Origin of the sequence: Conchiformibius steedae, assembly GCF_014054725.1 — a bacterium.
Lineage (GTDB): Bacteria > Pseudomonadota > Gammaproteobacteria > Burkholderiales > Neisseriaceae > Conchiformibius > Conchiformibius steedae.
On the sequence record NZ_CP059563.1, the window covers coordinates 1,343,684 to 1,370,164 of the forward strand.

Consider the following 26,481-nt stretch of genomic DNA (forward strand, 5'->3'; position numbering starts at 1 on the left):
AATGAAGGATTATCCCGCTTTGCGCCGCTGCTGTCGCGCCCATTTGACCACTTGGGTATACCAGCGGCGGGCATCGCGCGGGGCAGGGGTGCTGTGTTGTCCGTAGTGCAGGGCGATATAGCTTTGCAGTAAGGCGTGAGCGGAATCGGGCAAATCGGTTTCCTGTGCCAGTTCCAAAGGTCCTAATGTGGCGAGTTGTTCGTTGTCGGCATCGGGCAGTAGGGTGCGTTTGAGCAGGGCAAAACCGTCTTCCAAGGGGCGCAGGTCTTGGCGTTTGGCGCGTCGCCACCATAGGAACAGGGGCAACATCGCTGCCAGCAGTGCCAACGCGGCAACACCCGCCACGCCCACGGCAGGTAAGTTACCCAAACCCAAACGCGCCAATAAGTTACGCTGACGGTCGCCGTCATAGTTAATCACCCATTGTTGCCAGTAAAAACGGCTGCGGTCCAGCAGGCGCGTCCATGTGCGGTTCTCGCCAAACGGGGCGGCTTCGCCTGCGGACAGGGCTTGTTCCAATCCGCCGTCAATGCGGGCGGCAGACACGGCGGCGGTGGGGTCTATGCGCTGCCAAGTTTGGGTTTCGGGCAACCAGATTTCCGTCCAAGCGTGGGCATCTTTGCTGCGGATTTGCCAAAATCCGCCCGCTTCATTGTATTCGCCACCCTGATAACCGCCCACCACCCGCGCCGCCACGCCAGCAGAACGCATCAGCACGGTAAAGGCATCGGCATAGTGTTCGCAAAAGCCTTGTTTGCTGCCGAATAAAAATTGGTCGGTGCTGTCTTGTTCGGACAAAACAGGCGGTCTGAGCGTATAGGTAAAGCCTTTTTGGAAATAACGGTAGGCAGCTTGGGCAAAACGGGCAGTGTCGCCACCGCTTTGCTGCCACAGCTGCTGCGCTAAAGCGCGTGTGCGCGGATTGGTGTTGGCGGGCAGGGAAGTGTAAAGACGCTGTTCATAGCGCGACAGCTCGCGTTGCACCAATTTACCGTCCAAATCTGCCTGCAAACGCACACGGCGCACCCCCAAACGGCTGCGTACCCGCAACACCCCGCCCACTTCGCGCCACATACCGCGTTGCGACACAGGCTCGGCGTGTTCCAGCACGGGCAAACGCCCTTTTTCGTCTTCGGCAATAATTTGATAAGAAACGGTTTTCCCGCTGCCCGATGGCAAAGATTGGTCGTTATACTCGTCTAATGCCATGTGCCACGCGCCGTTTTTGTAGTCAGACAACAACATGACCCGCCAATAAAGCTGCTGCTGTTGGGGCATAAAGCCGTTGTCAAAAGTGGCGGAAAACGCGGGTTCGTTGCTCTGTACCAATTCGCCGATGCTACCGGGTTTCATCACTTCCGACATACCTGTGCCACTTTTTTTGCCGTTGTTTTGCGGTACGCCCCACAAAGGCGCATCGCGGCGGGGCGCAGCGGCAAACAGCACCGCCATCACAGGCAAAGTCAGCGCAAACGCCAACGCACTTTGTCGCCACGCAGCCCGCCAAGGCGTATCGTTTAACAATGCCAGCGACACCGCCATCAGCATCAAACACACCAGCACCCACACGCCCACCAGCAAATCTTGGTCAAACAGCACCGCGCCCGCCGTTAAAAACAGCATTGCCAACACCAGCACCTGCCAATCGCGGCGGTTTTTGCCTTCAAACGACTTCAGTAACGCCAGCATCAGCAAAAACGCGATGCCACCCTGTAAACCAAACAGCGTCCCCAACAGCCGCCACACCAACAGCATTACCGCCGCCAACAGCAACAGCAACTGCCACGATGCCAATGCCCGCACACCCGCTTTCAACAAACCCGTCCGCACCAGCCAGCACACCGCAAACACCCCCGCCACCGCCGCAGGCAACTGCATCAGCAAAGGCAACGCCACCGCCGCCAAAGCAAACAGCGTAAACAGCATGGCATGGAAACGGGGACGGGTATTCAAAAAATCGGCTGGGGCAGATGAAGTCATGGGTTTTCTTATCAGTGTCAGTTTGTGGAAGTGTGGTTTGATAGCGTAGGATAGTTAGTCGGCTTGCAGGCGTTTTAGGGCACGTTGGGCAAATTCTTTGACCATTTTCTCGTCATTTTGCCGTGCAACCTGACGATACCAATAAACAGCCTGCTCACGGTCTTGGGCAACGCCTTTGCCGTGTTCGTACATCACGCCCAAACTAAATTGCCCCCTTGCATCCCCCTGTTCGGCCGCTTTCCGGAACCATTCCACCGCCTGCTCATCATCTTGAGCTACACCGTATCCATTTTTGTACATCACGCCCAAATTGCCTTGACCCGATGTATTCCCCTGTTCGGCCGCCTTGCGGAACCATTCCACCGCCTGCCCATAATCTTGAGCTACACCGTACCCATTTTTGTACATCAAGCCCAAATTGTTTTGCGCCAATGCCTCCCCCTGTTCGGCCGCCTTGCGGAACCATTTCACCGCCTGCTCATCATCTTTATCTACACCGTTTCCCTTTTTGTACATAACGCCCAAATTGTTTTGTGCCGATGCCTCCCCCTGTTCGGCCGCCTTGCGGTACCATTTCACCGCCTGCTTATAATCTTTTTCTACGCCGTATCCCTTTTCGTACATCACGCCCAAATTGTACTGCGCCGATGCATCCCCCTGTTCGGCCGCCTTGCGGTACCACGCCACTGCCTGTTCATAATCTTTATCTACGCCGTATCCATAATAATATATTTCACCCAACCAATTTTGCGCTTCAGCAATCCCCTGTTCCGCCAGTTTTTGCAGCCGTTCCCGCGCCTGTGTGTTGCCGTCTTTGGCTTGCTTATATAGCGATTTAATTTCTGCGGCATCGGGGGCGGCGGGCGCGGTTTCGGCAGCTACTTTTGAAGCAGCTTCGGCGGCTATTTCTTTTGCCAACAAGGCTGCCGCATCAGGGTAGGCAGCTGCCGATGCGTGCGGCGGCGCAGGTTCGGGATAGGGTTCGTCGCTTGCGCCATCATATTGGTAAATGCCCCAGCCCAGCGCCGCCCCCGCGCCGATGCCCGCCCACAGTGCCAGCAGTCTGCCTTTGCTGCTTTTGGGTGGAATGGTTGTGGTGGTGTTTGGCTTGCGGGTGCGTTGTCCCGATGCTGCAGCTAAGGCTTGGCGCATTTCATCTGCGCTTTGATAACGGTTTTGCTGATTTAAATCAAATCCTTTGTCAATTACTTTCAGCCACGCTTTCGGATAGCGGCGGCAATAGTCGGAACAGGCGGCTAGGCGGTCGTCCTTGCCGATACGGGCTGCGGCGCGGTCGGGAATGTAGCCGCTTACCGCTTCATACAGGCAGGCAGACAGGCTGTAAATATCGGTGGCAGGCGAGATGCGCGGCGTACCGTGTTCGCCGGCGGCATAGTTCGGGGTAAACTGCGGAAAGCTGTTGCTGCGGAAGGCATAGCCGTGGCTTTTGGTGCTGTGGCGGGCGGCGCCGAAATCAATCAGCATCGGCGTTTGTCCCGTTGGTGTCTGCGCCAGCAGGATATTGTCGGGCTTAATGTCCAGATGTAGTATGCCTGTTGTATTTACATTTTGTCTTTTTCTTTCATCATAAAATTCAATTTTGGCGTGGTGCATATACGCCAGTGCATCCAGCAGGGGCAGAAAGATATTCTGCAAATCCGCCAATACAGGCTGCGGGTACCGCTTCAGCCACGCCCGCAAGGTTTCGCCGTGCAGATAGGGCATAACCAAATAGGCGGTATTATTTTCTTTAAATAAGGCGCTTATCTGTACAATATTGGGCTGGTTCAGCTTTTTGGCTTTGCGCGCCTCATTGTAAAAATAGTGCAGCCCATCCTGAAAGGATGCTTTATCATCTTTGTGAATATTCAAACTGTTGTCTGCATAGCGGACGGCAGAACCGTTTGGGAAATATTCTTTAACGGCAAAAAGTTCGCGCAAGTGGATGTCTTCTGCCAAATAGGTAATACCAAAACCTCCCGAACCAATTACGTGTTGAATGCGGTATTGGTTGTTTAATAAAACGCCTATAGGCAGCGGATAGGGATGAGACATTTTTCATTTCCTGATAAAGCAAACAACAACATCAATATAACATTACTTGGCAAAACTTTCTATTTAATGATTTGATGCCACCAAATCATTTTGCCTGTTTTCCCCAAACCGTTACAATAAACCTTTTCCACACTTTTACCCCAATTATGATGAATCACGAACACGAACCCCGTCCCGACTGTCCGCCTTGCGCGGGTACGCTGCCCTCTCACGAATTGCAAATGACGGTGTTGATGACCCCCGCGATGGCAAATTTTAGCGGCAATGTACACGGCGGCGATTTGCTCAAATTATTAGACCAAGTGGCGTACTCTTGCGCCTGCCGTTATTCGGGGCATTATTGTGTTACCCTTTCGGTGGACAAAGTGACCTTTAAAGAACCGATTTATGTGGGCGAACTGGTGGCGTTTCTCGCCAGCGTGAATCATGTTGGGCGCACGTCTATGGAAATCGGCATCCGCGTGGAAGCGCAACATATCCGCAACCGCACCGTGCGCCACACCAATTCTTGTTATTTCACTATGGTGGCAGTGGAAAACGGCAAACCCGTTCCCGTGCCTGCTTTGGCACTGAAAACCGAAGCGCAAAAACGCCGTTTTGCTGCTGCCGAACAGCGTAAACAGCAGCGTTTGCAAGGCAGTTAAATACCATTTTCCCCTTGCTTGAATGTGATTCCCTCCCTCATGCTAATGGGGGAGGGGCTAATATATAAGGGGCTAATATATAAGGGTTAGGGTGGGGGTTCTCTATTTATCAAACAATTTTCCCCCACCCTAGCCCTCCCCCGTTTTACGGGGGAGGGGATTGTGCTGCTGTCGTCCCCCAATTACTTGCTTATTCTTTTATTGTCAATTCATCTGAAAATTGCACAAGTTGAATAAAATATCACAGAGTGAAATTTGTTAATTAATTTATTGATTCTTTTTCATAAATTATCAATACAAGTACGTGCAACATTCCCTGAAAAGTGTTACATTTTCCATTTTATTCACAATAATTTCCGCAGCAGGGTTTTCGCTGTCTCAATGCGCTGCTGCACTTCGGGCATCGGCGAATCCAAACGCAGCTTATCTGCACCCAGCATACGGTAATGTCGTCCCGACTGCATCAGCGCAATCACCGCAGCAGGCGACACGCTGGTGTTTTTGCTAAAGTTTAAGGTGGCGGCGGTAGCCGACACGTCCACGCTGTCAATCCCCAAATCTTGCGCCATTAAGCGGATGCGGTGGCTTTCCAGCAGCGTTTGCACGGGCGGATGCGCGTCTGTTAAGCCGAAGCGGTCAACCAGTTCTTCGTGGATTTCATTGATTTGTTTGTTGGTTTCGGCGGCGGCAAGGCGTTTGTACAGCACCAGCCGTTCATGCACGTCGGGGCAGTAGCTTTCGGGCAACAGCGCGGGCGCGTGCAGTTTGACTTCGGTGCTGACCCCCAAAGGCGCGTCCAAATCGGGAACGCGCCCTTTTTTCAAATCGCGCACCGCTTGTTTGAGCATTTCGGTATAGAGTGTCAAACCCACTTGCATCATGTCGCCGCTTTGTCCTTCGCCCAAAATTTCGCCTGCGCCGCGAATTTCCAAATCCTGCATTGCCAAGCTGAAACCTGCGCCCAATTCGTCTGCCGAGGCAATGGCGTCCAAACGTTTTTCTGCATCTTTGCTGATGCTTTCGGGCGTGAGCAGATAGGCATAGGCTTGGTGGTGGCTGCGCCCGACCCGTCCGCGCAATTGGTGCAGTTGGGCGATGCCGAAACGGTCGGCGCGGTTGATGATAATGGTGTTGGCATTGGGAATGTCAATACCTGTTTCAATAATGGTGGAACACAGCAACACATTGAATTGCTGTTGTAAAAACTGGCGCATACGCTGTTCCAATTCGCGTTCGCGCAATTGTCCGTGTGCCACGCCGATGCGGGCTTCGGGCAACAGCGTTTCCAGTTTTTCACGCATATTTTCAATGGTTTCTACTTCGTTGTGCAGAAAAAACACTTGTCCGCCACGCTTTAATTCGCGCAACACGGCTTCGCGTATGCCTGCTTCGCTAAAGGGTTTGACAAAGGTTTTCACGGCTAGGCGGCGGCTGGGTGCGGTGGCAATCAGGGAAAAATCGCGCAGTCCGTCCAATGCCATGCTTAAGGTGCGTGGAATGGGCGTGGCGGTAAGGGTGAGCAAATCCACATTGGCGCGCAGTTGTTTTAATTGTTCTTTTTGACGAACGCCAAAACGGTGTTCTTCGTCAATAATAACCAAGCCTAGATTTTTAAAGGCGATATTGTCTTGAATCAGTTTGTGTGTGCCAATCACGATATCCACTGTGCCGTCTGCCATGCCTGCTAAAGTGGCTTGGGTTTCCTTGCTTTGGTTAAAACGCGACAACACGCCCACTTTTACGGGAAAATCGGCAAAACGTCCCGCAAAGTTTTTGGCGTGTTGTTCCACCAGCAAGGTGGTGGGGGCGAGTACGGCGACTTGTCGTCCGCCCATCACGGCGGCAAAGGCGGCGCGTAACGCCACTTCGGTTTTGCCAAAACCGACATCGCCGCACACCAGCCTGTCCATGGGTTTGCTGTGGCTTAAATCACGCAACACGGCGGCAATGGCGGCGGCTTGGTCTTCGGTTTCTTCATAGCCGAAACCGTCGGCAAAGGCTTGATAGGCTTCCACATCCAAATCAACGGCGTAACCTTGTTGAGCGGCGCGGCGGGCGTACAAATCCAACAGCTCGGCGGCAGTGTCGCGGGCTTTTTCGGCGGCTTTGCGTTTGGCTTTGCCCCACGCGCTGTTGCCCAGCTTGTGCAGGCTGACGTTTTCGTGTTTTCCCCCTGCGTAACGGCTGATTAAATGCAGTTGCGCCACAGGCACATACAATTGCGAACCGCCTGCGTATTCCAACAACATCATTTCGCTGTCGCCATCGCCAAAATCCATGTTGACCAAGCCCGCATAACGTCCGATGCCGTGTTCCTGATGCACCACGGGGTCGCCCACGCTGATTTCTGCCAAATCGCGCAATGCACCGTCTGATACGGCGGCGTGTTTGCGGCGGCGCACGGGTGTGCGGGCAATGTATTGATACAATTCGCTTTCGGTAACGACTGCCAAACGCTGTTCGGGCAATTGGAAACTTTCTGCCAACGGCGCAGCTGCCAACATCAAAGGCGCATCATCGTGCAGAAAATGTTGCCAATCGGCAGCGGCTTTGGCGTGCAAACCCTGCTGACGGAAAAACGCGCCCATGGTTTCGCGCCGTCCCAAGCTGTCGGCGCACACCAACACGCGCCCGTCAAATCCGTCACAAAATTGCTGCAACGCCGTCAAAGGCGTTTTGGACTGACGGTTTACGGCAATTTCGGGCAGATTGTGGCGGCTGTCGGCAGCGCGTATGCGTATGTTTGCCAAGGGTTTGATGGCGGCGGCAAAACGGTCGGGGGCAAGCCACAAACGCGCTGTCGGCAGCGGCGGATAAGCACTGTCGCCCTGTGCCAAACGAAAACGCGCATTGGCATCAGCCCAAAAAGTTTGAGCGCAATCATGCACATCGGCGGCGCATACAATCAGCGCGTTCTCGCCCGCATAATCAAACAGCGTGGCACATGCTTCATCAAAAAACAAAGGCAGATAATATTCTGCGCCCGCGCCAAATTGTCCTTTTCCTACAGCGTTATACACCACAGCGGCAGACGGGTCGCCTTCTATTTCTTCACGAAAACGGCGGCGGAACACTTCGGGTGCATCGGTGGGAAATTCGTGCGCGGGCAGCAAACGGATTTCGTCCACCGCCGCCAAACTGCGCTGGCTTTCGGGATTAAAGGTGCGAATGCTGTCAATTTCGTTGTCAAACCATTCCAAGCGGTAAGGCTCGCTGCTACCCATCGGGAACACGTCTGCCATGCCGCCACGAACGGCAAATTCGCCCGCGCTTAACACATTGGAAACATGATGATAACCCGCTTCCACTAAATTTGTCCGCAGCGTGTCAATGGGTAAATTCATGCCTTTTTGCACGCGGAACGTGCGCCCCAGCAGAAAAGACGGCGGCGGCAGATACTGCATTGCCGTTGCCACAGGCACAAACAGCGCATTGACCAAACCATGTTTTAATTGCCACAACGCCGACAGCCGTTCCGAAACCAAATCCTGATGCGGGGAAAAATGTTCGTAAGGCAAAGTTTCCCAATCGGGAAAAAATAAGGCATGGTCTTGCGGGCGGAAAAACTGCCACGCTTGGTGCAAACGGTGCGCCTGATTGTTATCGGCGGTTAAAATCAGGTGCGTGCCTTGTGCGGGCAGGTGTTGCGCCAGCAAAAACGGCAAACTGCCTGAAGAAAGTTGTGTCCAATCGGCTTTGCGTTGCGGCTGTGGTAGGGGGAAATCGGTTGTCATAGTAGATTAGGGCAAAATACAGACGGGCTGCCCAAAACACATTCAGGCAGCCTGTTAAAAAAAATCAAAATTTTACGGAAAACAGGTGTGGTATAGGCAAGGCTATTGTGCGATGCACGCGCTGTCGCCGCTTTGGTTATTGGGATTGGTAAAATACCCCGTATCGCTGCAACTGCTGTGGCTGTGCCCGCAAATGCGCCAACGTCCGTCCTGACTGACCACCAGTACACGCGGCTCGCGTTGGCGGTCAAATGCCACTGCTTTCATGGTGTAGCTGTCATCATACCGCTTGGTACTACTTGGGTCGCCCTGCATACGGATACAGAAATGCTTGGTTTGCACCACAGGCAAATCCGCCCATTCGCGGCGGTTTTTCTTAAACGAAAACCGCTGCATATAATGCTGTTCCAAATGGCGCATATTCAGTATCATCGCCTGCTGCGCTTCATACAGACGCGCCCGCCGCACATAGGCCTCGTAACCCGGATACGCCGCCAATGCCAACACCGCCACAATCGCCAGCGTAACCAGCAGCTCGCTTAATACAAACCCGCGCATTTTACCGTTTGACACCCGTTTTGATGGTTAAAGTGGAGTATTCTATCGTAAACGGCAAAAACGCACCAAGCCTAAAAAGCCTGATGCGTTGTGTGAGATTAAGGTTCTTTTTAATTCAATTGATTACCACGGGCTGCAAGCAGGTTCTGCGTTGGCATTGGCAGCGTTTAAAGGCTTCATCGCCGCATCCAAACCCGCTCTGGTGCATTTGCTGAACGTACCTGTACCCGAAAAATAAAGTAGATAAATTTCTTGGTTATTCAGTTCGTTATCGGAAAATGCGCCGCGTTTGGCGTTGTTGTTGGGTTTGGCGTACACCCAATAACTGTCGTTCCCCCTATTGGGAGAGGGGGTTTGAATACCGATTTCATAAAAGCCCGTATGCACATTGCCTGCGGCAGCGTGGGTTTTATCGCCTTCCGCCTGCGGTACTTGTCCGCCGCGCCCTTTGCAGCCAGGCAGCGAACCGCCCGATGCCGGACAGGTAAAGCTGCTGTGCCGCGCATAAAGCTGTTCCATCATGTGTGTATTTTTAACCATGATTTCACGGGCTTTTTCCATGCGACCCATTTGCACAAAACGCTGGTAGGAAGGATACGCCATCAAAGCCAGTACCGCTATAATGGCAATGGTTACCATCAGTTCGATTAAAGTGAAGCCGCTTTGCAGGCGTTTTTTGTCTGAATGTGTCATTTTTATTCGTCCCGTTTAATGAAAACTAGCGTTTGCAGATTATACGCAAAAAATATGCCAATGCCGAATCTGCCGCAGTTTACGATGTATTGGCGCAGCCTTTTCCCCACATCGCCAGCACTTGCGCCGCTGATGTGTCTTGTGTTAGAATTCGCCGCTTTTGCAACCCTTGCCTTCACGCGCCGCATGTGCGGAAGGCTGCTTTTAAACCGCAAGGAGATAACATGCGTCATTACGAGATCGTGTTTATCGTTCACCCCGACCAAAGCGAGCAAGTGCCCGCCATGGTAGAGCGTTACAAAACACTGATTAACGACAATCAAGGCAAAATCCACCGCCTTGAAGACTGGGGTCGCCGCCAACTGGCCTATCCCATCAACAAAATTCACAAAGCGCACTATGTGCTGATGAACGTAGAAACCACCCCCGCTGTGATTGAAGAGCTGGAAACTGGTTTCCGCTTCAACGATGCCGTATTGCGCCACCTCACCATCCAAACCAAGCATGCCGTTACCGAAGCCTCGCCGATGATGAAAGAGGAAAAATCCAAAAACCTGCTGGATAACGCCATCCAAGCCGCTGCAGAAGAAACCCCCGCAGAAGCCTGATTTTGGAAAACCGTTTCAGCCTCACCGCCGAGCTTGTCCAAGTGGGCGCATTGCGCCGCACCCCCGCAGGCACTGCCGTTTTAGACGTATTACTGGCACACGAATCGTGGCAGCACGAAAACGGCACACCATATTTGGCGAAATTTACCCTCGCCGCCAAAATAGTCGGCAACGAGGCACAGGCATGGCAGCACAGACAGGGCGTTATGGTACATATTGGCGGCTTTTTGGTACAAAGCGGTCGTCAAAATCCCCGCCCCCTGCTGCATATCCAAACCATTCAAGAATATAAAGGTTGAATTATTATGGCACGTCAAACCTTCAAACGCAGAAAATTCTGCCGTTTTACCGCCGAAAAAATCCAAGAAGTGGATTATAAAAATGTGGATTTGCTGAAAGATTTTATCACTGAAAACGGCAAAATCATTCCCGCTCGCATCACTGGCACCAAAGCGCATTACCAACGTCAATTGGCGGTAGCAGTAAAACGCGCGCGCTTCTTGGCGCTGTTGCCCTACACCGACCAACACAAATAATCGGGAGACCAAATCATGCAAATTATCCTGTTGGAACGCATCGCGGCTTTGGGCAATTTGGGCGATGTGGTAACCGTGAAAAACGGTTATGCCCGCAACTATCTGATTCCCCAAGGTAAAGCCAAGCGCGCTACCGAAGCAAACTTGAAAGAGTTTGAAGCACGCCGCGCTGAGTGGGAAGCCAAACAAGCTGCCGTATTGGCAGATGCGCAAGCCCGTCATGCCAAATTGGACGGTCAAACCGTTACCGTGGCACAAAAAGCCGGTGTGGACGGTCGTCTGTTCGGTTCTGTAACCAATGCCGACATCGCCGAAGCCATCCGTGCAACTGGCGTAGAAGTAGCTAAAGCCAATGTGCGTTTGCCTGACGGTCCGTTCAAAGCCGTAGGCGAGTACGAAGTGGAAGTGGCACTGCACAGCGATGCCGTTGCGGTAATTACCGTTGCTGTTGTGGCTGCTGCGGAATAATCTTTCGCTTGAGCTGACGAATTTCCCCGAAATACCTTGTTGGTGTTTCGGGGAAAATTTATTTGGATTGCTTATCGGCAATTTTTTGATTTAAAACGGCTAACATTCCGCCCAAACGCGCCCGTCCTTCTGCTTTGCTAATCACGGGTTCGCTGCCTTTACGCCCGAAAATCTGCAATTCGTGCTGTGGCAGTTCGCCAATAAAGCGGCTGGGTTCGGGAAACGACCATTCGCCACGGTATTTCCGTTTAATGCAATGCAATAAGGTAAGTTGTTGTTTGGCACGGGTAATGCCTACATACATTAAGCGGCGTTCTTCATCTGTGCGCCCTTCATCTATGCTGTCGGCATGAGGGAACAGCCCTTCTTCGCAGCCTGCCAAAAATACATTTTCGTATTCCAAACCTTTGGAAGCGTGTAGAGTGGACAGGCGCACGGCATCGGTTTCTTCTTCGTTTTTGCCTTCCAGCAAAGTCATCAGCGCAATGGTTTGTGCCAATTCAATTAGGTTTTTATCGTCTTCCGTGCCTTTGCGTGCCAACCAATCCGCCAAATCGCCCACATTGCGCCAACGGCTTTCGGCGGCGCGGGAAGTCTCGGCGTGTTGAATCAAATAATCGTGATAGCCGATATCGGCAAGCAGGGCATGAATCACATCGCCTGCGGCTTCGTTTTCGGCACGTTGGCGGTAACGCGCCATTAGTTTGGCAAACCGTGCTACCGCTTCGCGGCTTTTAACGGGGGCATCTGCCATGGATGTTTCAAACTGTTGCGCGGCGGTAAGCAGGGAAACCTGATGTTGCGCGGCATAAAGATTGAGTTTGCCCAAAGTGGTTGCGCCAATCCCGCATTTGGGTGTGGTGGCGGCGCGTAAAAACGCTGGATTATCATTGGGATTGGCGAGTAGGCGCAAATACGCCAAAATATCTTTGATTTCGGTTTTGTCAAAAAAACTCTGCCCACCCGACACGCGGTAAGGAATCCGCGCCGCGCGTAAGGCTTCTTCAAACAAACGCGCCTGATGGTTGCTGCGGTACAGCACCGCACAATCGGCATAACGCCCTTTTTCCCCGCGTGTCAGCTTGTACAGCACAATTTGCCGCGCCACATAATCCGCTTCGTGTTCTTCATTTTGACACGCCACCACGCGCACCGCATCGCCTTCGCCCAATTGCGACCACAAGGTTTTGGCAAACAATTTCGGATTATTGGCAATCAAGCCGTTGGCAACGCGCAAAATCCGTGCGCTGGAACGATAATTTTGTTCCAACTTAATGATTTTTAACTGCGGATAATCCTGCTGCAGACGTTTCAGGTTTTCCATATCCGCACCGCGCCATGCGTAAATGCTTTGGTCGTCGTCGCCCACTACGGTAAACCTGCCTTCCGCCCCGCACAACAGGCGCATCAGCAGGTATTGGCAGGTGTTGGTGTCTTGACATTCATCTACCAGCAGATAACGCAAACGCCGTTGCCATTTCAGGCGTAAATCATTATTTTGTTTCAATAATAAAGTGGGTAAAACAATCAAATCATCAAAATCCACCGCCTGATAACGGCACAGCGTATCTTGATATTCCACATAAATTTGCGCGGTTTGCGCCTGCCAGTCGTCCCGCGCCGCCAATGCTGCCTGTTCGGGGGAAAGTAGGGCATTTTTCCACAAAGAAATTTGCTGTTGGGTGCGGAAAATGCTGTCGCGCTTATTGTCTTCCAGCAATTCGGCGATGATTTTACCGCTGTCGGAAGCATCAAACACCGAAAAATCTTTTTGATAACCCAAATGCGTGGCTTCTTCGCGCAGCAAGCGCATACCAAAGGCGTGAAAGGTGGATACCGTCAGCCCTTTGGTTTGCTGTGCGCCCAACAATGCGTTGATGCGTTCGCGCATTTCGGCAGCGGCTTTGTTGGTAAAGGTAATCGCGGCGACACTGTGTGGCGCATATCCTGCCTGCGTGAGCAGATAGGCGATTTTTTCGGTAATCACGCGGGTTTTGCCGCTGCCTGCGCCCGCCAGCACAAACAAAGGTCCGCCCAAATAATGCACGGCTTCGCGTTGTTGCGGATTCAACATAATTAAAACCCGTTTTCCATCATAATTTGTCCCGGTAAACGGTTGCGGTGCATGGCAAAACCTTGATTCAAAAGGGCTTGGAAAGTATCTTGCACCATCGCAGGATTGCCGCAAATCATAAAACGGCTGTGCTCGCGGTTAAAATCCATTTTCAACGCCTGCGCCAATGCGCCACTGCTGATGCTGTCGGGCAAACGCTGATGCAGTCCCTCGCCCTGTTCGCGGGTGGTTACAGGAAGAAAACGCAGCTTGAAAAAATCTTCACCCACCAAAGGATGTTCTGCCAATTCTGCCAATGAATCATTAAAAATCAACTCATTGGCATAAGAAACAGAATGCACCAAAGCCAAAGTGTCAAAACGTTGCCAAATTTCGGGCTGCTGCAAAATGCTTAAAAACGGCGCAATGCCCGAACCTGTGGACAGCATAATCAAATCCTGTCCGTCAGGAAAACGCTCGGGCAGGAAAAAACCTTGTGCGGTTTTGTCCAACAACAACGTATCGCCTGCCTGCAATTGCGCCAAATGTGCGGACATGGGTCCGCCGTCAATCAATACTACAAAATATTCAAGGGTTTCGGCATATTCGGCGGAAATAACGGAATAGGCACGCCATAAAAATCCTGCACCTTCACGCACGCCCAAGCGCGAAAATTGTCCTGCCGAAAAACGGTAGGATTCGGGGCGGGTAATGGCAAAAGTTAGGTGTTTGGCACTGTGGCGTTTTACCCACAATACGGTTTCTTCGGTAAATTTTTCGGCTGCGCTCACGATTTTTCCTCCCGCTGCAAACGGATAATGTGCCAGATATTGACCATAACGATAAAAACATTTAATAAAGCAATAGGATAGCTGCCAATTAGTACGCCATAAACCACAAAACACGCTGCACCTGCCGAGTTCCAAATCCGCAGCAAGCGCACATTGCCAACCAAAAACGAAATGGCAACAATCACGGAAGCGGCATAGCCAAGTATTTCGGTTGCGTTCATTTTTCCCTTTTCCTGATACAAACAGGCTGCCGAAAACAAGGTTTCAGCAGCCTGTTCAATGGCTTAAAAGCAATTGATTTTATTGGGCTTGTGTCATTGCACCCAATGCCAATTGACGCTGCTCGTCTGCCAAAGCACCGGTATTGACTTCGTCAAACACTTTTGCCAATGCCAAACGCGCTTGTACGCTGGGTTTGACGGCAATGCTGGCTTCAAAGTAGTTTTGCGCCTTACCCCAAAGCTGTTTGCTGTATGCCAGTTCGCCCAAGCACAGCAGCAAATCGGCATCTTCGGAACAGGTTTTTAACCAGCTTTCAGCAGTATCAATGGCTTTACGCTGTTCAATATCGCTTAAATAGCGCACGCTGCGCGAAAACACGGGTAACAAACCACGATGGTGGGTATGCGGGTAGTAACTGCCAATCCATGAAACGGCATCGGCATATAAGCCAAGTGTTTCATATTGTTCGGCAATCGGTACGCACAACGTGCCTGCTTTTTGAGCATTGGGAATGCGTTTGAGCGCAGCTTTAAGTGCGGCACTGTCGTCTGCAGCGGCAATCAGTTGAGTAAACGCAGCATCACGGTATTGATTGGCTTTTTCTTCGCCAATCGCGCCATTTTTTTGCAAACGGTCGGTTTTTTCCAAAATATCAACGGCATCGCCTTTTTCTTGTGCCAAGCGCAATTGTAGGCGCAACAAAACATTGGAATGGCGTTCAATATTTTCAGCGGCTTTTAATTGGCTGGCAGCTTCTTGATAATTACCTGATGCCAATGCGTTTTCTGCTCCCAGTAGATAGCGGGGCAGTTGGGCTTTTTCGGGCAGGTTATCCGCCATTTGCGTTAAATAACGGTTCATCAGCGTGTGGTTGTTGCTTTGCTGTGCGGCTTGCGCGGCAATCATCAACGCCAAAACGCGGTTGTCGCCAGCGTGTTTGTTGGCAAGCACTTTGGCAGCTTCATTGCCTGCTTTGTCGTAACGTCCTTCAAAAAACGCCACACCTGCCTGATTTAAGGCTTCCACCGATTTGCGGTATTTGCGCGTGCTGCCGAAACGTCCGATTTTACCGGGGGTGGCGATAATGCCGTACAGGAATTTGATGAAAAAATACAACAAACCAACCGCCAATACCAATCCCACTGCAAACAAGTGCAGGTTCATGCGGATAAGGGTTTGTTCAACTTGAATATATACATTGCCCGAATACAGGTGCGCGGCCACCGCCACGCCCACTGCCGTGGCAAATAGGGCAATAATCCAGATTAAGCCTTGCATAATGCTTAAGTCTCCTTGTTACGGTTGCGCGTCGGCTTCGCCGCCGCCTGTGGCAGCAGGTTTGGCACTGACGGCTTTGCGTACGGGTTTGTCTTCGCTGCGTTTGGCGGGACGGGCAGGTTTTTCGCTACGCGCTTCGCGGGTTTCGCGTTTGGCGGCGTTGGCGCGTTCGCGCTCACGGCGGCGTTCGCGCCGTTCTTTCTGCTCGGCGGCGCGTTTTTCGGCAGCGCGTTCCCGTTCGCGGCGGGCTTTACGTGCATCTTCTTCAGTGGGCTTGGCTTTTTCTGCCGTTGCGTCCGCTGGTTTTTTGCTGCCTGCAGCGGCTGCCAATGCCGCTACCGGCGCGGCAGCCAATGCTGCGTTTGATAATGCTTGGGAAGATTGTTGTGAAGCCACCGGTTCGGCATCTGCCGATTCAGCAAGCGCGGCGAAAACCGCCGCATGAACAGCCAAGCCTGCTGCATTTTGCTTACCGGTTTGCGGCTTTCCCGCGTTGTCTGCCTTTTTCTCGGAAGTTTCGGAAATCGGGGCAGGCGCTACTTCAGAAGCGGCAGGCGCGGTTTTGGCGGCTTCACTTTCTGCGGCAGGTTTGGCGGGTTCGGAAGCAGGTTTTTCCTTGCTTTCAACGGCTTCGGCGGCTTGTGCTGTTGCAGAAGCGGCGCGGTGCTGCTCGGTTTGTGCCGCAGCCTGTTCTGCCATGGCAACCGCCGTACCCAACACTACCGCAGGCAGTTGGTCCACAGGCTTCAGATTCACAGGCGTGGCAGTACGGGTTTGATTTTGGTAATCGCGCACTGCTGCCAAACTGTCTTTCAACACATCATCCGACACAATGCTCAAATTTTGTGCGTTTAATTGTGCCAAATCATCCAACCATTTTTTGGTGGTGGGCGAAGCGGTATCAAAGTATTCTTTTACCGTGTTTTCCACCACTACCAAATTGCTTTTGTAGGATTCGTTATTGTGCTGCATCAATGCTAAACGGGCGTCCAGCAGGCGCAGGCGCAAGTTGGCGCGGACAAAGTAAATTTGTTCGGGGGCGAGCAACATGGCATCGTTGCTGTCCAGTTTGCGGATTTCCACCATGCTTTGCAGCAGGTGCAGGGTTTTGTTCCAAGTGCGCGTCCAAAAATCAGCCGATTCGGCAGCGGGCGCAGCTTGGGTATTTTTTTCCTGCAAGGTGTTATCCACCACCAAGGGCAGACCCGCAACGGCTTTTTCCAACGCATCCAGCTTCAATACCATGCCTGAAATATCGGCATAGCTGCCGCTGTTTTGCTTTAACACCGCCAAATCTTGACTGACGGCGCGTTTAATCGGTAAAAGTTCTGCCTGTTCAAAACGGCTCAAACGCTGCTCGATGCTTTCCAGTGCCGTTACCGCCACCGGAATATTGCCTGACAGGGTAAGTTGTTGTGCAGCAAGGTTAAGCGTAACTTCCACTTCATCTACCAGCCAGTTTACGCGCCCTTGCAGCAGTTCGCGGTAGGCGTTTTGAATATCGGCAAGATGGCTGCGGTTGTCGCGCTGACCCACGTCTAATTTGCTGACCAATTCATTGATTTTCTTTTGCTCTTCCAAAGAAGTTGCCAGCTTGCGGGCATTTTCGCTTTCGCCCAAAGCCGCTTTATCCAATTCCTGATGGATTTTGACTTCCTGCATGCGGAAAATGTTTTGCCCCTGCACAAACAAAAAGCCGCTTGCGCCCAAGGCAATCACCGACAGCGTCAATGCGCCCACTGCCAAACCGCGTCCGCTGTTGTGTTTGCGTTCGATGATAATCGGCTGGCTGAAACCAGGCTGTTGGGGAAGGTTTTGTTCGCCGTGCGTCAAGGCATCGGCAGTGGTTTCGGGTGTTTGTTTTTCCGACATAGTGTCTCGTACCTTAATAATATGTACCGCCCCTGCCGCATCAATCGGGCAAGGGGATTTGTCAAAACGGTATAGATTATACATTATCCGCGCATTTGTGGGCAGCGCACAAGGCTTGTGTTAAATCTGCTGCTTGCTGTATTCGTGTGATGCCCTGTGCCTGTAAAGCGGCAGCAATACGCGGATGATGGGTCAAGTATAACAAGGATTTCAGTTTTTGCATAAGCGGCGGTGGCGTTTGGGCGAACAGCATGTGTGCTGCCTGTGCTGAAGTTACCCACACGCAGGGTGATGGAAGTGTTTGAAAAAGCGCCCAATCCACTGCTTGCGGAATGCGGCGGTAAATTTCGGCAAATGCCACATTCAAGCCACGCCCACGCAAAAATTGTGCCAAGGCTTCACGTCCGCCACATCCCCGCACAATCAGTACCGTGGCGGCGGCGGGTAAGCTGTCCCATACGGGCAAGCGCATCACGGCTTCGCTGTCTTGACCTACATCGGGGCAATAAACCTGCGCCGCGCCCGCTGCCCGCAAAACCCGTGCCGTGGCTGCGCCTACGGCAATATGCGGCAGCGTATCCGAAAAATCCCAAGCCGCCGTTTCCACGGCTGTAGGGCTGACCCAAAATACCGCATCTGCTGCGGCAATTTGTGCGGGCAACTGTGCCAAAGCATCGGGTTGCGCTTCAATTGCCATCGGCGAAAACGGCACACCTTGCCAACCTAACGCCGCACACGCCGCCAAATCGTCCGCCAAACGCTGCTGCGGGCGCAACAGCAAAACCTGTTGTGTCATTAATCCTCGTCCCGCGCACTGATGCGTTCTGAAACAGGCACTTCATGCGGATTTAAACGCGCTTCGTCTTCCTGACCCAAACCCACCAAACGGCGCAGACGTGTCATATAGGCGTTTACGTCCAAACCTTGCCCGAAACGTTGCGCTTCCCACACCGTTTCAGCAAGCGCGTCCATCATATCGTGTTCGGCGCGTACCCAATCGCCGCTGTATTTGGCACACAGTTTTTCGTGAATGGCACGGATACCGGGGGGTTGGTCAATGCCTGCCTGTTCCTGTACCGATAAATGCAGCGACATATGCAAAAAAGGATTGGTTTCGCCCTGCTCGGGTGTCCAAGTGTAATCCAAATATTTTTCAATATTATCTAAATAATACGCGTATTCGGGATGGGCTTGGGCAATGCGTAGGGCTTTTTGTTGCAATGCATCTAATGCGGCAGGGGCAAAACGCTGCTGCCACACGCCGGCAAAAAAACGGCGCACGTCCTGTGTGTTTACATCATACATATCGGGCAAACCAATGGGGCAAAACGGCGATTATACGCGAAAAAACTTTGCGTTTTACAGGCAAAGCGTGTACACTCTGCCTTTCCTATCTGGGGGCGATCTTGGTTTCGACGGGGGTTGCGAAGCAGATGCGGGCATACCGGGGTCTCAGACGCCCGTAAAACTCTGAAACGAAAATAGTCGCAAACGACGAAACTTACGCTCTGGCTGCTTAATGCCAAGCCGTTGCAACAGTCGGTCAATGGGCTGTGTAGCGCAAGCTACGGCAACGTCATTTTTCATTGACTGGTTTCCTGTCGGGTTACTTGGCAGGGGATAAGATTGAAGGTAACTGGTTTCCTACGCGCCTGTCTGTCGGCACAAGGGAAACAAGATTCCAATAGACAAGACTAAGTATGTAGAACGCTTTGTAGAGGACTTTCGGACGGGGGTTCAATTCCCCCCGCCTCCACCACAGATTTTCAATTAAATCAAATAGTTGCAATTTTGCACCCGCTTTCTGGCACAAAATTGGCATATTTTTGATAAAGTTTTTGCTTTAAAAAGCAGCCTGTTTCAGATGAACGGGCTGCTTTCTTTTGTTTTGGCTGCAATGCGCTTATTTATCCAAACCGTCTTGCACCATTTGCGCCGCTTTTAAAACGGCGCGGGCTTTGTTTTGCGTTTCCTGCCATTCGGCTTCTTCTTCCGAATCGGCAACAATGCCGCCGCCGCTTTGTACATACAGGGTTTGGTTTTTAATCACGGCGGTGCGGATGGCAATCGCCAAATCCATATCGTTGTTAAAGCCCCACACGCCCACTGCGCCGCCGTAAATATTGCGTTTTTCGGGTTCTAATTCTTCAATAATTTCCAAGGCGCGGACTTTGGGCGCACCCGATAGCGTACCAGCGGGGAAAGTGGCGGCGAGAATATCCATATTGTTGATGTTGTCGCGCAGACGTCCTTCCACATTGGAAACGATGTGCATCACATGCGAATATTTTTCAATCACCATTTTGTCGGTAACCTGTACCGAACCCGTTTGGCTGATGCGTCCGACATCGTTGCGCCCCAAATCAATCAGCATGGTGTGTTCGGCGGTTTCTTTCGGGTCGGCGAGCAATTCGGCGGCGTGTTGCGCGTCCTGTTCGGGCGTGGCACCGCGCAGGCGCGTTCCCGCAATCGGGCGCACAATCACTTTGTCGCGTTCGCGGCGCACCAAAATTTCGGGTGATGAACCGACAATATGGAAATCGCCAAAATCATAATAAAACAGATAGGGCGAGGGATTGAGCGTGCGTAAGGCGCGGTAGAGCGCGAGCGGCAAATCGGTAAACGGCAGGCTGATGCGCTGGCTGGGGACAACCTGCATACAGTCGCCGTCCAAAATATAGTCGCGCACGCGGCGGACGTAATCTTTGTAATGCGCTTCGCCTGTGAGGTGTTCGGGCGTGGTGTGTGCGCTGCCGAGCGACAGGGGAATGGCAACGCTTTGGCGCAGTTGTTCGCGCAAATCTTCCAAACGGCTGCGGGCGTGTTCGTAACCGAGCGGGTCGGCGGGGTCGGCGTAAACAATCAGGTAGATTTTGCCGCTTAAATTGTCAATCACCGCCAATTCTTGCGACAGCATCAGCAGAATATCAGGCGTGCCTAAAGGGTCGTTTTTCAGGCTGCCTGAAAGGCGGTGCGCCAGATGTTCAAAATAGTAAATGCTTTCGTAACCGAAATAGCCCACCAATCCGCCAGTAAAACGCGGCAGTTGCGGAATCTCGGGCGTTTTAAAACGGGCGTGGTAGGCTTCAATAAAGGGCAGGGGATTGCCCTCGTGGGTTTCGGTGAGTTGGTGCTGTTCATACACTTCGGTGCGCTGCCCCGACACTTTTAAATAGGTATGGCAGGGCAGTCCGATAAAGGAATAACGCCCGAAGCGTTCGCCGCCGACTACCGATTCAAGCAGATAGCTGAACGGGCGGTTGGCAAGTTTTAAATACAGCGACAGGGGCGTGTCCAAATCGGCAAGCAGTTCTTGCACCAAGGGAATGCGGTTATAGCCTTGGGCGGCTTGGGCAAGGTATTCGGTTTTGCTAATCATGATGACGGGGTTCGGGTGGGACGGTTGGTAGCCTGAAAACGGTTTACAAAATGGTATGTGCGGGTTCGTAATGAATCACTTCGCGGATTTGGTTGTGTTCGTTTACCAGCACCACTTTGGGCTGGTGGGCGGCGATTTCGGGTTCGGACAACATCACATACGACATAATAATCACAATATCGCCCGCCTGTACACGCCGCGCCGCCGCGCCGTTTAAGCAAATCACACCGCTGCCGCGTTCGCCTGCAATGGTGTAGGTTTCAAAACGTTCACCGTTGTTGTTATTGACAATTTGTACTTTTTCATTGACCAAAATGCCGGCGGCATCCAGCAAATCCAAATCAACGGTAATACTGCCGACATAGTTTAAATCGGCTTGGGTAACGGTGGCGCGGTGGATTTTACCGCCTAAAAGGGTACGGAACATGGTGTTTGGTATCGGCGTAAAAAAGCCGCTATTTTAGCAAAAAACCCGCCTGATGGCGGGTGTGTGTGGGGAATCTGGCGGATTTTAGGCTAAATCGGCAAACAGGGCGGTAGAAAGGTAGCGTTCGCCGTAAGAGGGAATCAGCACCACAATCAGTTTGCCTGCGTTTTCGGGTTTGGCGGCCAATTGCAGGGCAGACCACACGGCTGCGCCCGATGAAATACCCACCAATACGCCTTCCTGACGTGCCATGGCGCGGGCGGTTTCCAGCGCATCGTCGTTGCTCACGCGAATCACGCCGTCATAAATTTCGGTATTTAAGTTTTTGGGGATAAAGCCCGCGCCAATGCCTTGAATGGGGTGCGGACCTTTGGCACCGCCGCTTAATACGGGCGAGGCATCGGGTTCAACGGCAAAAACCTGTACGCTGCTTTTTTTGGCTTTCAGCACTTCGCCTACGCCTGTAATCGTGCCGCCTGTGCCGACACCACCAACAAAAATATCCACTTGTCCATCGGTATCGTTCCAGATTTCTTCGGCGGTGGTGCGGCGGTGGACTTCGGGATTGGCAGCATTTTCAAACTGCTGCGGCATAAAATAACGGCTTGGGTCGCTGTCGGCAAGCTCTTGGGCTTTGGCAATTGCGCCACCCATGCCTTCGGCGGCGGGGGTCAGCACCAGTTCCGCACCAAAGGCGCGTAACAGCATACGGCGTTCTTGGCTCATGCTTTCGGGCATGGTGATGACCAGTTTGTAGCCTTTGGCGGCGCACACCATTGCCAAACCAATGCCCGTGTTGCCGCTGGTGGGCTCAACAATAATGGTATCGGCGTTGATGCGCCCGCTTTGTTCGGCGGCTTCAATCATGGCGGCGGCGATGCGGTCTTTGACGCTGTTACCAGGGTTAAAAAATTCCAGCTTTGCCACCACGCGGGCAGGCAAACCTTCCGACAGGCGGTTCAGTTGTACCAAAGGGGTGTTGCCGATTAAATCGGTAATGCTGTTGGCGATGTTCATAACATTCCTTCCTTTAAAGCAGGCTATTTAAAAGCGCACATCTTAACCGATGCCGTGCTAAACCGAAAGAATTTACCATGCTTAAAATTAGCTGCCGCAGTTATATGGCGGCTGCGCCTGATATAATCGCACCGTTTGTTTGAAACAGGATACCTGCCCGATGACTACCCCCATCCGCGCCGTTGCCTTTGATTTGGACGGCACTTTGGTTGATTCCGTTCCCGATTTGGCAGCTTCTGCCAATGCCATGCGTACCGAGCTGGGCTTGCCCGCGTTGCCACAAAACGAAATACAGGATTTTGTTGGCGATGGCATTCCCGTGCTGGTGCATCGCGCTTTAACAGGTTCGCGCCACGCCCAAGCCGATATGGTGTTGTTTCAACAAGGTTTGAGCGTGTTTGCCCGCCATTACGCCGCCAATCTTGCCAACGCCACCCGTCCTTATCCCGAAGCCGAAGCCGCTTTGGGTTTGTTAAAAAGTTTGGGTTTGCCTTTGGCAGTGATTACCAATAAAAACGAAACTTTAGCCGTGAAACTGCTGCGCGATTTGGGTTTGGATGCTTATTTCAGTATGGTGGTGGGCGGCGACACCTTGCCCGAACGCAAACCGTCGCCTGAACCTTTGCGCCATGTGGCGGAAATTTTAGGCGTTGAACCTGAACACATGCTGATGGTGGGCGATTCCGCCAATGATATGTTGGCTGCCAAAGCGGCGCGTTGTCCAAATGTATTGGTAACATTTGGTTATGGCGATGTAGTGGAATTGTCGCGCCATCACGACACCCGTCCCGACCACAGCATCAGCCATTTGCCCGAATTATATGATTGGGTGCGCCAACGCAACGCCGCTGCCGCAAAGGACAGAGCGTGAAGCCGCTCAGTTTGAAAGCGCGCGCCTTGGCGATATTGGCGCGGCGCGAAGCAGGACGGGAAGAGTTGCGCCGCAAACTCGCGCCCCACGCTGCCGATGCGGCGGAATTGGACGCGCTGTTAGACGAATTGGCGGAATCGGGTTGGCAATCTGACCAGCGTTTTACTGAAATGTGGGTAAACAGCAAAAGCCGCAAACACGGACGTTTGCGTTTGCAGCAGGATTTGGCGGCGCGTGGTGTGGCGCGGGAAACGGTGGCGGAATTTCTGCCCGATGCCGAAGCGGAACGCCTGCACGCGGTGGCAGTGTTGCGTAAAAAATTTAAAGCTGCGCCCGCCGATGCAGCAGAACGCGCCAAACAAATGCGTTTTTTGAGTTATCGCGGTTTTGCCGCAGACACGGTGCAGGCGGCTGTGCGGCAAGCGTGGGACGAAGACGCGCAAGATACTTTTTTTGCTTAACTTTCTTTACAAACTCTGCTATATTCGGCAGGTCAGTTTGGTCTGCACAAGGGGCATTTGCCGTTTTTCTGCCTGCCAAGCTGTTGAATAGAAAAATAGTTTACAACACTCAATTGGGGATTGGGGCGCGGGCTTTGCTTGTGTAAAAATGTGTAATGTCTGCACCGATGCCCCTCACGCATATAAGGAATGTTCTTATGAACGGCAATACCCACAAATCGGCTTTCGTGGCAACGGGGCTGATGCTGTTCGCCCTGTTTTTCGGGGCGGGCAATTTGATTTTTCCCGCTTTTATGGGGCAGCAGGCAGGCAGCAATGTGTTTACCGCCATGGCGGGTTTTTTGCTGACGGGCGCGGGTTTGCCGCTGCTGGGTGTGATTGCGGTGGGCTATTCCGGCTCGCGCGACGTGCAGGAAATGGCTTCGCGGGTTGCGCCGTGGTTTGGTGTGGCGTTTGCGGTGTCGCTGTATTTGGCAATCGGACCGTTGTTTGCCACTCCGCGCACAGCAACAGTGTCATTCGGCATCGGTGTTGAGCCATTTTTGAATTTGGAAGGTTTGGACGAAAAAGTCGCTGCCTTTTGGAAAGCAATCGCATTGGCAGGGTTTACGCTGGTGTTTTTTGCCCTGTCGTACTGGTTGGCGGTGTCCCCTGGTAAGCTGGTGGAGCGTATCGGCAAAATCTTAACCCCCGCGCTGCTGGTATCCATTGCCGTTTTGGTGGGTTATGCCGCACTCGCCCCGATGGGCGCACCGCCTGCTCCTGACGAAGCCTATCAGCAAAACGTATTTGCCAAAGGTATGATTGAAGGCTACGGTACCATGGACGCACTGGCATCGCTGGTGTTTGCCATTATTGTGATTGAAGCGGTGCGCGGCATGGGCGTATCTGATAAAAAACAAATTTTAAGCCTGACCACCCGTGCAGGTTTGGTGGCGGCGGGCTGCTTGGCGGTGGTGTATGTGTTTATCGCCTATATGGGCGCGACCAGCGTAGCAGGCATTCAGATGCAGGAAAGCGGCGCGGCGGTGTTGGCAAAAAGTGCCGAACATTATTTCGGTGGCACGGGCAAAGTGCTGTTGGCGATTATTGTGTTTTTGGCGTGTTTGTCCACTTCAGTAGGTTTGATTACCGCTTGCGGCGAATACTTTAACCGCTTGTTGCCCGAAATTACCTATCATCAATGGGTGGTGGTGTTTACACTGGTGTCGCTGGTGTTTGCCAATTTTGGTTTGAGCAACCTGATTAAATATTCCGTTCCCGTGCTGATGCTGCTGTATCCGCTGACGGTGGCACTGATTGCCTTGGTGTTTTTGCACAATCTCTTTGGTGGACAACGGTTGGTGTATGTGACCACCATGCTGTTTACCTTGCCGATGGCATTGTTTAGCGGATTGAAAACCCTGCACGAAATGCTGAAAGGTCCGAAAGATGCGCTGATAATGCAATGGGACGCATCGCTTAAAGGTGCGCTGCCGCTGCACGAATCGGGCTTGGGCTGGGTATTGCCCGCGCTGGCAGGTCTGATTATCGGTATGTTGATTGCCCGCATGATTGGCAAAAAAGCCTGATTTTTCTCTACACAACAAAACTTTACGGAGTACCCTATTATGTCGGAAAAACTGATTTTGGTTTTAAACTGCGGCAGCTCGTCGCTGAAAGGCGCAGTGATTGACAGCAGCAACGGCGATGTGCTGTTAAGCTGCTTGGCAGAAAAACTCAATCTGCCCGATGCTTTTATTACTTTTAAAATCAATGGTGAAAAAGAACGCTCGGAATTGGCGGACGAGCCCAACCACACGGGCGCAGTAGGCGCATTGCTGCAAGAATTGAAAAAACACGGTTTGGACAGCCGCATCGCCGCCATCGGTCATCGCGTGGTAATGGGTGGCGAAGCCTACAGCGAATCGGTATTGATTGACGATAAAGTGATTGACGTAATTGAACAGTGCAGCCCGCTTGCGCCGCTGCACAATCCCGCCAACCTGCTGGGTATCCGCGCCGCACAAGCCATTTTCAGCGGTCTGCCGAATGTGGCGGTGTTTGACACCTCTTTCCACCAAACCATGCCCGCTCACGCCTACACTTACGCCGTTCCGCGCAAATACTACCGCGAACAAGGCGTGCGCCGTTACGGTTTCCACGGCACCAGCTACCGTTTTGTTGCCGATGAAACCGCGCGTTTCTTGGGTAAAGACAAAAAAGATTTGCGTATGGTGATTGCCCACTTGGGTAACGGCGCATCGGTTGCCGCCATTGCCAACGGCGAATCTAAAGACACCAGCATGGGCTTGACCCCGCTGGAAGGCTTGGTGATGGGTACTCGCGCAGGCGATTTGGATGCGGGCGTTCTGCCTTATCTGGCGCAAAGCACAGGCATGGACATTCAGCAATTAAGCGATATGTTGAACAAACAAAGCGGTTTGCTGGGGATTTCCGAATTGTCTAACGACTGCCGTGCTATTGAAGAAGCGGCGGAACAAGGTCATGAAGGCGCATTGTTGGCATTGGAAGTGTTCTCTTACCGTTTGGCGAAATATGTGGCGGCAATGGCAGTGGCAGCAGGCGGTTTGGATGCGCTGGTGTTTACCGGTGGCATCGGCGAAAACTCTTCGCTGATTCGTGCCAAAGTGGTGAACTACTGTACCTTCTTGGGCTTGCAGCTGGACGAAGAGAAAAACTTGGCAGCGCGTTTTGGCAATGCAGGCGTGATTACTGCTGACAACGGCGGTGCAGTAGCGGTGGTTATTCCCACCAATGAAGAACTGATGATTGCACAGGATACTGCGCGTTTGTCGGGAATCTAAACGATTGTTAATGCGTTAAAAAATCAA

Annotated in this window: 24 protein-coding genes and 1 other RNA gene; 10 read left to right on the forward strand and 15 right to left on the reverse strand. The window is 52.4% G+C overall.

Annotated features, from left to right (window positions below):
- Positions 1-9: 9 nt before the first annotated feature.
- Together H3L98_RS07135 and H3L98_RS07140 are read right to left on the reverse strand one after the other, a co-directional pair.
- Positions 10-1,980: a transglutaminase TgpA family protein gene (locus tag H3L98_RS07135; RefSeq protein WP_034333018.1), complete on the reverse strand. Its 1,971-nt coding sequence runs from the start codon at positions 1,978-1,980 to the stop codon at positions 10-12.
- A gap of 54 nt (positions 1,981-2,034) precedes the next feature.
- Positions 2,035-4,035 carry a serine/threonine-protein kinase gene (locus H3L98_RS07140; RefSeq protein WP_051531977.1) on the reverse strand — a complete coding sequence of 667 codons (2,001 nt, stop codon included), beginning with the start codon at positions 4,033-4,035 and terminating at the stop codon, positions 2,035-2,037.
- A 146-nt stretch (positions 4,036-4,181) separates the two neighbouring features.
- On the opposite strand from H3L98_RS07140, the gene H3L98_RS07145 reads away from it, so the two are divergent.
- Positions 4,182-4,679, forward strand: a complete 498-nt coding sequence (locus H3L98_RS07145) for an acyl-CoA thioesterase (RefSeq protein WP_420838872.1) — start codon at positions 4,182-4,184, stop codon at positions 4,677-4,679.
- Positions 4,680-5,023: 344 nt separating this feature from the next.
- On the opposite strand, the gene mfd is transcribed toward H3L98_RS07145, so the two are convergent.
- The 3 genes from mfd to H3L98_RS07160 all read right to left on the reverse strand — a co-directional run bounded on the left by mfd (position 5,024) and on the right by H3L98_RS07160 (position 9,664).
- On the reverse strand, positions 5,024-8,413 hold the full coding sequence (gene mfd / locus H3L98_RS07150; RefSeq protein WP_027021402.1) for a transcription-repair coupling factor: 3,390 nt from the start codon (positions 8,411-8,413) through the stop codon (positions 5,024-5,026).
- A 102-nt stretch (positions 8,414-8,515) separates the two neighbouring features.
- The gene (locus H3L98_RS07155; RefSeq protein WP_027021403.1) at positions 8,516-8,971 is read right to left on the reverse strand and encodes a type IV pilin protein; all 456 of its coding nucleotides are present in this window, start codon (positions 8,969-8,971) and stop codon (positions 8,516-8,518) included.
- 123 nt (positions 8,972-9,094) lie between these two features.
- Positions 9,095-9,664 carry a type IV pilin protein gene (locus tag H3L98_RS07160; protein WP_051531978.1) on the reverse strand — a complete coding sequence of 190 codons (570 nt, stop codon included), beginning with the start codon at positions 9,662-9,664 and terminating at the stop codon, positions 9,095-9,097.
- 224 nt (positions 9,665-9,888) lie between these two features.
- Here H3L98_RS07160 and rpsF point away from each other — a divergent pair, with 224 nt between their 5' ends.
- The 4 genes from rpsF to rplI are packed head-to-tail and all read left to right on the forward strand — an operon-like array spanning position 9,889 to position 11,276.
- The gene (rpsF, locus tag H3L98_RS07165) at positions 9,889-10,272 is read left to right on the forward strand and encodes a 30S ribosomal protein S6 (RefSeq protein WP_027021404.1); all 384 of its coding nucleotides are present in this window, start codon (positions 9,889-9,891) and stop codon (positions 10,270-10,272) included.
- Positions 10,273-10,274: 2 nt separating this feature from the next.
- Positions 10,275-10,571: a primosomal replication protein N gene (gene priB, locus H3L98_RS07170; protein WP_027021405.1), complete on the forward strand. Its 297-nt coding sequence runs from the start codon at positions 10,275-10,277 to the stop codon at positions 10,569-10,571.
- Positions 10,572-10,577: 6 nt separating this feature from the next.
- The gene (rpsR, locus tag H3L98_RS07175) at positions 10,578-10,808 is read left to right on the forward strand and encodes a 30S ribosomal protein S18 (RefSeq protein ID WP_027008785.1); all 231 of its coding nucleotides are present in this window, start codon (positions 10,578-10,580) and stop codon (positions 10,806-10,808) included.
- 15 nt (positions 10,809-10,823) lie between these two features.
- Positions 10,824-11,276: a 50S ribosomal protein L9 gene (gene rplI / locus H3L98_RS07180; RefSeq protein ID WP_027021406.1), complete on the forward strand. Its 453-nt coding sequence runs from the start codon at positions 10,824-10,826 to the stop codon at positions 11,274-11,276.
- Positions 11,277-11,334: 58 nt separating this feature from the next.
- Here the strand turns inward: rplI and H3L98_RS07185 are convergent, their stop codons facing one another.
- From H3L98_RS07185 to H3L98_RS07215, 7 genes are all read right to left on the reverse strand, one after another.
- Entirely contained in the window at positions 11,335-13,350 is a 2,016-nt protein-coding gene (locus H3L98_RS07185; RefSeq protein WP_156932208.1) for a UvrD-helicase domain-containing protein, read from the reverse strand.
- A gap of 2 nt (positions 13,351-13,352) precedes the next feature.
- Positions 13,353-14,123 (reverse strand): ferredoxin--NADP reductase, encoded by a 771-nt coding sequence (locus H3L98_RS07190; protein WP_084481871.1) that lies wholly within the window; start codon positions 14,121-14,123, stop codon positions 13,353-13,355.
- Positions 14,117-14,341 carry a YgjV family protein gene (locus H3L98_RS07195; protein WP_027021409.1) on the reverse strand — a complete coding sequence of 75 codons (225 nt, stop codon included), beginning with the start codon at positions 14,339-14,341 and terminating at the stop codon, positions 14,117-14,119. Before H3L98_RS07195 ends, H3L98_RS07190 begins: the two co-directional genes overlap by 7 nt.
- Positions 14,342-14,420: 79 nt before the next feature.
- Positions 14,421-15,620, reverse strand: coding sequence for a heme biosynthesis HemY N-terminal domain-containing protein (locus tag H3L98_RS07200; protein ID WP_027021410.1), 1,200 nt, complete (start codon positions 15,618-15,620; stop codon positions 14,421-14,423).
- 18 nt (positions 15,621-15,638) lie between these two features.
- Positions 15,639-17,492: a uroporphyrinogen-III C-methyltransferase gene (locus H3L98_RS07205; RefSeq protein ID WP_051531979.1), complete on the reverse strand. Its 1,854-nt coding sequence runs from the start codon at positions 17,490-17,492 to the stop codon at positions 15,639-15,641.
- Positions 17,493-17,568: 76 nt separating this feature from the next.
- Positions 17,569-18,288 (reverse strand): uroporphyrinogen-III synthase, encoded by a 720-nt coding sequence (locus H3L98_RS07210; protein WP_027021411.1) that lies wholly within the window; start codon positions 18,286-18,288, stop codon positions 17,569-17,571.
- Positions 18,288-18,797 carry a DUF1841 family protein gene (locus H3L98_RS07215; protein WP_027021412.1) on the reverse strand — a complete coding sequence of 170 codons (510 nt, stop codon included), beginning with the start codon at positions 18,795-18,797 and terminating at the stop codon, positions 18,288-18,290. The genes H3L98_RS07210 and H3L98_RS07215 overlap by 1 nt, the downstream gene beginning before the upstream one ends.
- Positions 18,798-18,888: 91 nt before the next feature.
- Here H3L98_RS07215 and ssrA point away from each other — a divergent pair.
- Positions 18,889-19,251: a transfer-messenger RNA gene (gene ssrA, locus H3L98_RS07220) on the forward strand.
- 144 nt (positions 19,252-19,395) lie between these two features.
- On the opposite strand, the gene trpE is transcribed toward ssrA, so the two are convergent.
- The 3 genes from trpE to cysK form a co-directional block, all read right to left on the reverse strand.
- Positions 19,396-20,871: an anthranilate synthase component I gene (gene trpE / locus H3L98_RS07225; RefSeq protein ID WP_027021413.1), complete on the reverse strand. Its 1,476-nt coding sequence runs from the start codon at positions 20,869-20,871 to the stop codon at positions 19,396-19,398.
- Between the two features lie 43 nt (positions 20,872-20,914).
- Complete coding sequence (gene panD, locus H3L98_RS07230; protein WP_027021414.1) at positions 20,915-21,298, reverse strand: aspartate 1-decarboxylase; 384 nt, start codon at positions 21,296-21,298, stop codon at positions 20,915-20,917.
- Between the two features lie 84 nt (positions 21,299-21,382).
- Entirely contained in the window at positions 21,383-22,315 is a 933-nt protein-coding gene (gene cysK, locus H3L98_RS07235) for a cysteine synthase A (protein WP_027021415.1), read from the reverse strand.
- Between the two features lie 160 nt (positions 22,316-22,475).
- Between cysK and H3L98_RS07240 the strand changes: the two genes are divergently transcribed.
- From H3L98_RS07240 to H3L98_RS07255, 4 genes are all read left to right on the forward strand, one after another.
- The gene (locus H3L98_RS07240) at positions 22,476-23,186 is read left to right on the forward strand and encodes a phosphoglycolate phosphatase (protein WP_027021416.1); all 711 of its coding nucleotides are present in this window, start codon (positions 22,476-22,478) and stop codon (positions 23,184-23,186) included.
- Positions 23,183-23,647 carry a recombination regulator RecX gene (recX, locus tag H3L98_RS07245; RefSeq protein WP_027021417.1) on the forward strand — a complete coding sequence of 155 codons (465 nt, stop codon included), beginning with the start codon at positions 23,183-23,185 and terminating at the stop codon, positions 23,645-23,647. The genes H3L98_RS07240 and recX overlap by 4 nt, the downstream gene beginning before the upstream one ends.
- A 197-nt stretch (positions 23,648-23,844) precedes the next feature.
- Entirely contained in the window at positions 23,845-25,218 is a 1,374-nt protein-coding gene (brnQ, locus tag H3L98_RS07250) for a branched-chain amino acid transport system II carrier protein (protein ID WP_027021418.1), read from the forward strand.
- Between the two features lie 39 nt (positions 25,219-25,257).
- Positions 25,258-26,454 carry an acetate kinase gene (locus tag H3L98_RS07255; protein WP_027021419.1) on the forward strand — a complete coding sequence of 399 codons (1,197 nt, stop codon included), beginning with the start codon at positions 25,258-25,260 and terminating at the stop codon, positions 26,452-26,454.
- Positions 26,455-26,481 lie beyond the last annotated feature (27 nt).